Here is a 7,217-nt window from a genome sequence, read left to right on the forward strand (position 1 = left end):
GTCCTTAGTTAGTTCCATTCAAGCTGCATCGATTTGGGCAACAACGCCACCAAACGCCAATAACTACCCCTGTAAGCAAATCAATACGATAGCTCCGAACTATACGCATAGCTGCCCAGTGAGCATTTCGCTTGACTGCGTAAAGCAGACAAATACCTAAACCAGTCAGTACTCCAATCGCCTTTAGGCACAGAGAAACATCAACAATTTGCTGGGCGAAGCTAGTTCCTAAGAGGAAAAAGATACGTGCGACTTCAGCTCCAACAAAGCCAATAAAGAGCATCCTCGCGAAAACCAATAGTTCGGGCATCTTCATCGCTGAAGGTTTACTCGCCATCGATTTCTCCTTTCTATGTTACTTGCAGTGTTAGGAAAGCTACTTTACCACGCGAACGATTGGAAAAAGAAAAGACGCCCTCAGGCGTCTTTCTTATTGGTGGGTTTGGAGCTAACCGATCAAGTGACTCTGCCACCCCCTCCCCGACTTGCCCCGCAACCAAATCAGATCGGGGTGATGGAGGTGATATGGGCCGACCCATCCAGAGACTGGAAGATCTGCACCACGGCTTCACCGTGGATCGGCTTGGCAAGCGGCACTGTGGTTTTGCATTTGAAACGGTAATTGGTGCCGGCCACCACCTGGGTGGAGACTTCAAAGGGTGTGTACTGCACCCCGACAAATCCTTTCATCGCCTGGTTGAATACGGCCTGATCTTCTGCGGTCAGCTTGTGGTAAGCCGTCCATCCGCCAACAAGCACTGCTTGTTCTGACATAACAAACCCTCCGTGATCTCTTGTCCCTACTCGTATGGCTGTTCGGGATCCGCCCCGTTGATTCAAGTGGTTTCCGGTCTCCACCGGGGGGCCTTCTGGCCGGTTGGCGCGCTGGCTCCCCTTTGCCACATCGTTGTCCGCATTGCTTGATAAGGCTTGATAACAGCGGTCCCGATGGGCATGAAAGAGCCTAGTGCCGATGCCCAAAATCACCTCCTGTTACATGTGACAGGGGCAAGGTTGGGCAATAGCTGCTATCGGGCAGAGAAGTGAGGCGCAAACGATTGGAAAAAGAAAAGACGCCGCAAGGGCGTCTTTTTGCATTTTTATGCTCAAAGGGCAGAAGGGCGTGAGCCGCTTATTCCCATTCGATAGTTGCAGGCGGCTTGCCGGAGACGTCGTACACCACGCGGGAGATACCGTTGATCTCGTTGATGATGCGGTTCGACACATTCCCTAAGAAGTCATAGGGCAGATGGGCCCAGTGAGCAGTCATAAAGTCGATGGTTTCGACGGCGCGAAGCGCAATCACCCAGTCATATTTGCGGCCATCGCCCATGACGCCAACGGAGCGCACCGGCAGGAAGACGGCGAACGCCTGGCTGACCTGATTGTAGAGGTCGGCCTTGCGCAGCTCTTCGATAAAGACCGCATCGGCTTTACGCAGCAGATCGCAGTACTCTTTCTTCACTTCACCCAGCACGCGCACGCCCAGACCCGGGCCCGGGAACGGGTGACGGTAGAGCATGTCGTAGGGCAAGCCCAGCTCGAGGCCGACACGGCGCACTTCGTCTTTGAACAGCTCGCGCAGCGGCTCGACCAGACCCATCTTCATCTCGGCCGGCAGGCCGCCGACGTTGTGGTGAGACTTGATGACGTGGGCCTTGCCGGTGGCGCTGGCGGCCGATTCGATCACATCCGGATAGATGGTGCCTTGTGCCAGCCAGCGGGCATTTTTCAGCTTCTTGGCTTGGTCGTCGAACACCTCGACGAAGACACGACCGATGATCTTGCGCTTGGCTTCTGGCTCGGCTTCACCGGCCAGGGCAGAGAGGAAGCGCTCTTCCGCTTCAACCTTGATGATGTTGAGACCGAAGTGGTCACCAAACATCTCCATCACCTGCTCACCCTCGTTCAGGCGCAGCAGACCGTTGTCAACGAACACGCAGGTAAGGCGATCGCCGATGGCGCGGTGCACCAGCATGGCGACCACGGAGGAGTCGACACCGCCGGAGAGGCCCAGGATCACTTCATCGTCACCCACTTGCTCGCGGATACGGGCCACGGCGTCATCGATGATGGTGGCCGGGGTCCACAGGCATTCGCAGCCGCAGATGTCTTTAACGAAGTGCTCCAGCATGCGGGCACCCTGACGGGTGTGGGTCACTTCCGGGTGGAACTGCACGCCGTAGAAACGCTTGGCCTCATTGGCCATGGCCGCGTGGGGGCAGGTGGCGGTCTGGGCGATGGTGGTGAAGTCGGCCGGGATGGCGGTGACCTTGTCGCCGTGGCTCATCCACACATCCAGCAGCGCATTGCCGTTAGGGGCGATGGCATCTTCGATGCTCCGCAGCAGGGCATTAGTCTGGCCCAGCACTTCAACCTGGGCATAACCGAATTCACGTTCGGTGGAGGATTGCACCTTGCCACCCAGCTGCTCGGCCATGGTCTGCATGCCGTAGCAAATGCCGAACACCGGAACACCGGCGTTGAACACATACTCGGGGGCACGGGGGCTGCCCGCTTCGGTCACAGACTCCGGGCCGCCGGAGAGGATGATGCCGCTCGGATTGAATTCGCGGATCTGCGCTTCGGTCACATCCCAGGCCCACAGTTCGCAGTAAACACCGATCTCGCGCACACGGCGGGCAATCAGCTGGGTGTACTGGGAACCGAAGTCGAGGATAAGGATACGGTGCTGGTGAATGTCTTTAGTCATTTTATTCCTGCATCAGGCTGATGTTGTAACAAAAAGCTCGGGGATAAAAAGGGGTGGAGAAACGGGGCCGTAGCCCCGTTTTATCAGCCCATCCGATAGTTGGGGGCTTCTTTGGTAATGGTCACATCGTGGACGTGGGACTCTTTCATCCCGGCACCCGAGATGCGCACGAACTCAGCCTTGGTGCGCATGTCGTCAATGGTGGCGCAGCCGGTCAATCCCATGGAGGAGCGCAGGCCGCCCATCTGCTGGTGAATGATCTCTTTGAGGCGGCCCTTGTAGGGTACGCGCCCTTCGATCCCTTCCGGCACCAGCTTGTCGGCGGCGTTGTCGGTCTGGAAGTAACGGTCGCTGGAGCCCTTGGACATGGCGCCCAGAGAACCCATGCCACGGTAGGATTTGAAGGAGCGGCCCTGATAGAGCTCGATTTCGCCCGGTGCCTCTTCGGTACCGGCAAACATGGAGCCTACCATGACGCAACTGGCGCCAGCGGCGATGGCCTTGGCCACGTCACCGGAGAAACGGATGCCGCCATCGGCAATCACGGGGACGCCAGTGCCTTCCAGCGCATCAACGGCATCGGAGATGGCGGTAATTTGGGGCACGCCAACACCGGTTACGATGCGGGTAGTACAGATGGAGCCCGGGCCGATACCCACCTTGACCGCATTGACGCCAGCCGCAACCAGCGCCAGGGCGCCAGCGGCAGTGGCCACGTTGCCACCGATGATTTGCAGCTCAGGATAGGCATCGCGGGTCGCCTTGATGCGATCCAGCACGCCCTGGGAATGGCCGTGGGAAGAGTCAATCAGCAGCACGTCCACACCGGCTTCCACCAGGGCGGCGACGCGCTCTTCATTACCAGCACCGGCGCCGACGGCAGCACCGACGCGCAGGCGACCACGCTCGTCTTTACAGGCGTTCGGCTTGCGCTCGGCTTTTTGGAAATCTTTGACGGTGATCATGCCCTTGAGTTTGAAATCGGCGTTGACCACCAGCACCTTCTCGATACGGTGCTTCTGCATCAGGGCAACCACCTCTTCACGAGGGGCCCCTTCACGCACGGTCACCAGACGATCTTTCTGGGTCATGATCTGTTCGACTGTCTGGGAGAGGTCGATCACGAAACGCACGTCGCGGCCAGTGATGATACCGACCAGCACGTTACCCTCGGTCACAACCGGGTAGCCGGCGAAGCCATTCTTGTGGCTCAGCTCCTTGACCTGGGCAATGGTCATGTCAGGGCGTACGGTGACGGGGTCAGTGACCACGCCGCTTTCGTACTTCTTGACCTTGCGCACTTCTGCAGCCTGCTGCTCGATGGACATGTTCTTGTGGATAAAGCCGATTCCGCCTTCCTGAGCCAGTGCGATAGCCAGACGGGCTTCGGTCACTGTGTCCATGGCAGCGGAAATCATGGGGATATTCAAGCTGATAGAGGAGGTCAGCTTGGTACGCAGATCGGCAGTATTGGGAAGAACATCGGAGTGGGCGGGAACCAACAGTACATCGTCGAAGGTTAACGCTTCTTTGGTAATCCTGAGCATGGCAATATCTCACCGTTGAGGAAGTGGGGGTGTAAAATATTGCCGACGAAGTTTACTCACCGATTGGTCACTGGTAAAGAAGTTTTTTGAATTTTTTATGGCGTAGCCTCTTTTTGAGGGGCCAACGGGCTAAAAATCCAAGATTATCAGTGCTGAAATGGCCATTTCAGGGCAAAAAAGTTGACCAAGTGTGGTTTTATGCAAAAAGCCTGCTTGCCGCACTCCCCCGCGCCTTTACCTCGGAGCGACGCCCAGTGCCTGTGCCTCTCCTCCCCCTGCTCGGGCGGTGTGTGACTGCCGTGCCAAACCCTTAGAACCAGAGGCGTTATAGCAATAGCGCCACGCATGATGGGATTTATTTCACTGGCGCAAATTTCTGTGGCAAAGAACAAACAAAGTCTCGTATGATTCCCCCCCAAACGTTGGATATGGTGTGCCCAAGCATCTTGAAAATAACCGGATAACGGTTTTAAACAATTCAGCATAAGTATCAAAAATATCCAGATACCAATATTGATAAGAATAAAGGAGGTATTTTAAACATGGCATTTACTATAAGATTAAACACGCTGATTGCCTTGTTGTTCGGTCTGGTCGCTGGAAGTATTGGCGGTTATCATTTTTCAAAATGGGAACCCTTTATTACAGAATATATAGACACTGTCCATCACAGGGATAATTTTGAATCGAACCCCACTCCATCTGCGGCTATGTCCGAGCAGGAAATAATGCAGAAGCAGTTAACAAAACAACTTCAGCAATATACAGGCAAGCCTCTAAGCGAGACAGATGAATATACGGTAGTGATCAAGAACAGGCTTGAGAGTAAACTAAAACTCACCGACCAGATGAAGGGGCAAGAGTGCAAGTTAAATATCCACATGGCCCCAGATGGCAAGATCACTCAAGTAAAAATAATCTCTGGTAACACCGAACTATGTAATGCGGGTGTTAATGCCGCCAAAAAAGTCTACAAATTGCCAGCCCCTAAAACAAAAGAAACATATGAGATGATCAAAGAATTCAACATCCAGCTAAACCCAGCTCTATGACATCCACATCTCGGTTCTTGAGACTCTCTGAGTTAAGATAGCGGCCATCGTTTTATCCCGGCCCCGCCGGAGCAGACCACAGGTACGCCATTGAACCGATTTACCCCATCCAGTGCGGCGAACGGCCGCGAGCAGCAGGTCTTTACCGTCACCCGCCTCAACAGCGCCGTGCGCATGATCCTGGAGCAGGATCTGGGGCTGGTGTGGCTGACCGGCGAGCTCTCCAATCTGGCGATGCCAAGCTCCGGCCACTGGTACTTTTCGCTCAAAGATCTGGGTGCCCAGGTGCGCTGCGCCATGTTCAAGGGCAACAACCGGCGGGTGGCGTTTCGCCCGCAAGATGGCATGCAGGTGCTGGTGCAGGCGCGAGTTTCCCTCTATGAGCCGCGCGGCGACTACCAGCTGATCATCGAATCGATGCAGCCCGCTGGCGACGGCGTGCTGGCCCTGCGCTTTGAAGAGCTCAAGCGCCGCCTCGGCGCCGAGGGGCTGTTTGACGAGAGCCGCAAGCGGCCGCTGCCCCGTGAACCGCGCGCGGTGGGGCTGGTCACCTCCGCCACCGGCGCCGCCCTGCACGACATGCTGACGGTGCTCAAGCGCCGCGCGCCAGATCTCCCCCTCTTTATCTACCCGACCCAGGTGCAGGGGAGCGCCGCCATCAGCCAGATCGTCTCTGCGCTTGCCCTTGCCAATCGCCGCGCCGAGGTGGATGTGCTGATCGTCGGGCGCGGCGGTGGCTCGCTCGAAGATCTCTGGTGCTTTAACGAAGAGGCGGTGGTGCGCGCCATTGCCCACTCCGCCATTCCCGTTATCAGCGCCGTGGGCCATGAGGTGGATGTCACCATCAGCGACTTTGCCGCCGACTTGCGCGCCGCTACCCCGTCGGCCGCCGCCGAGCTGGTCGCGCCAGACAATCAGGCCCGTGCCCAGCGCCTCGCCCATCTGTGGCAACGGCTGGCACAGGGCATTGGCCGCCACCAGATCGCCGCCCGCCACGGCTTTGCGCTGCTGCAAAAACGGCTCGACCATCAGGATCCAAAACGGCGACTGGAGCAGCAGTCCCAGCGCCTCGATGAGCTCTCCGCCCGCTTGCAACAGCTGATGAGTCAACGGCTGCATCAGGGGGAGCGGTGCCTCGCCAACCTGGAACTGCGCCTGCAAGGCAAGAGCCCGGAGCGGTTACTGGCCGCAGGCAAGCGCCGCCACCAGCTGGCCGAAGAGCGGCTCTATGCGCTAATTGCCAAACGCCAGGATCTGGCGAGCCACCGCCTCGCCATGCTCACCGCGCGCCTCGACGGTGTAAGCCCACTCGCCACCCTGGGGCGGGGTTACTCCATCACCCGCACCCAAAGCGGTGAGGTGATCAGCCGCGCCGCCCAGGTGAACGCCGGGCAAACCCTGGTCACCACGCTCGCAGAGGGGCATCTGCAGGTACGGGTGGAAGAGACGCACAACCGATAACCAAACACGGGGGGCGCTTTTCAGCGCCCCCCACCCCGTTTTATACCTTATCTATCGTTGCCCCCTGTCAGTCACACCAGCGAATGGCGCACCATGTCGGCCGGGTGAGCGGGCACAATGTCCGATCCCGCCAGCGGGTTGCATTGCAAGAACTCGAACAAGCCGGCCTGCAGATTGACGTGCCAGAAACGCCCCGCCAGGGTCAGTTCAAGCTGCCCCGGCGTGAGCGTCGCCAACCCGTGCCGCTGCCAGGCCTCAAACAGCGGCAGCAGGTGGGCCCGCAGCGACGCGGGCAGACGAGCCAGCATCAGCCAGCCGCTGTCGAGGGCACCGCGCAGCAGGCCGTCCATGAGGGCATTGGGGTTCTTTCCCATCACCATGCCGGGCGCCCGTTGCTTTCTGGCCAGCGCCTCGTGCCAGAGGGCCAGATCCCGGCCATACATG

Annotated in this window: 6 protein-coding genes and 1 pseudogene; 2 read left to right on the plus strand and 5 right to left on the minus strand. The window is 57.9% G+C overall.

The features are described 5' to 3' along the window. Positions 1-4: 4 nt before the first annotated feature. From AAC083_RS20530 to guaB, 4 genes are all read right to left on the minus strand, one after another. Positions 5-337, minus strand: a complete 333-nt coding sequence (locus tag AAC083_RS20530) for a hypothetical protein (protein WP_146181749.1) — start codon at positions 335-337, stop codon at positions 5-7. 164 nt (positions 338-501) lie between these two features. After that, the gene (locus tag AAC083_RS20535) at positions 502-774 is read right to left on the minus strand and encodes a hypothetical protein (protein ID WP_181364839.1); all 273 of its coding nucleotides are present in this window, start codon (positions 772-774) and stop codon (positions 502-504) included. Between the two features lie 358 nt (positions 775-1,132). Then, on the minus strand, positions 1,133-2,713 hold the full coding sequence (gene guaA / locus AAC083_RS20540; protein ID WP_108537588.1) for a glutamine-hydrolyzing GMP synthase: 1,581 nt from the start codon (positions 2,711-2,713) through the stop codon (positions 1,133-1,135). Positions 2,714-2,796: 83 nt separating this feature from the next. Then, positions 2,797-4,260: an IMP dehydrogenase gene (gene guaB, locus AAC083_RS20545; RefSeq protein WP_108537589.1), complete on the minus strand. Its 1,464-nt coding sequence runs from the start codon at positions 4,258-4,260 to the stop codon at positions 2,797-2,799. A gap of 542 nt (positions 4,261-4,802) precedes the next feature. Here guaB and tolA point away from each other — a divergent pair. Together tolA and xseA are read left to right on the plus strand one after the other, a co-directional pair. Beyond that, a complete protein-coding gene (gene tolA, locus AAC083_RS20550) occupies positions 4,803-5,312 on the plus strand; it encodes a cell envelope integrity protein TolA (RefSeq protein ID WP_108537590.1) in 510 nt (169 codons plus the stop codon). A 90-nt stretch (positions 5,313-5,402) separates the two neighbouring features. Next, a complete protein-coding gene (xseA, locus tag AAC083_RS20555; protein WP_108537591.1) occupies positions 5,403-6,773 on the plus strand; it encodes an exodeoxyribonuclease VII large subunit in 1,371 nt (456 codons plus the stop codon). A 71-nt stretch (positions 6,774-6,844) separates the two neighbouring features. On the opposite strand, the pseudogene AAC083_RS20560 reads toward xseA, so the two are convergent. Next, positions 6,845-7,217 (minus strand): annotated as a pseudogene (locus tag AAC083_RS20560) (heme anaerobic degradation radical SAM methyltransferase ChuW/HutW); the annotation flags it as partial.

The organism is Aeromonas sp. HMWF014, assembly GCF_963878295.1.
In the GTDB taxonomy this organism is placed as follows: domain Bacteria; phylum Pseudomonadota; class Gammaproteobacteria; order Enterobacterales; family Aeromonadaceae; genus Aeromonas; species Aeromonas popoffii.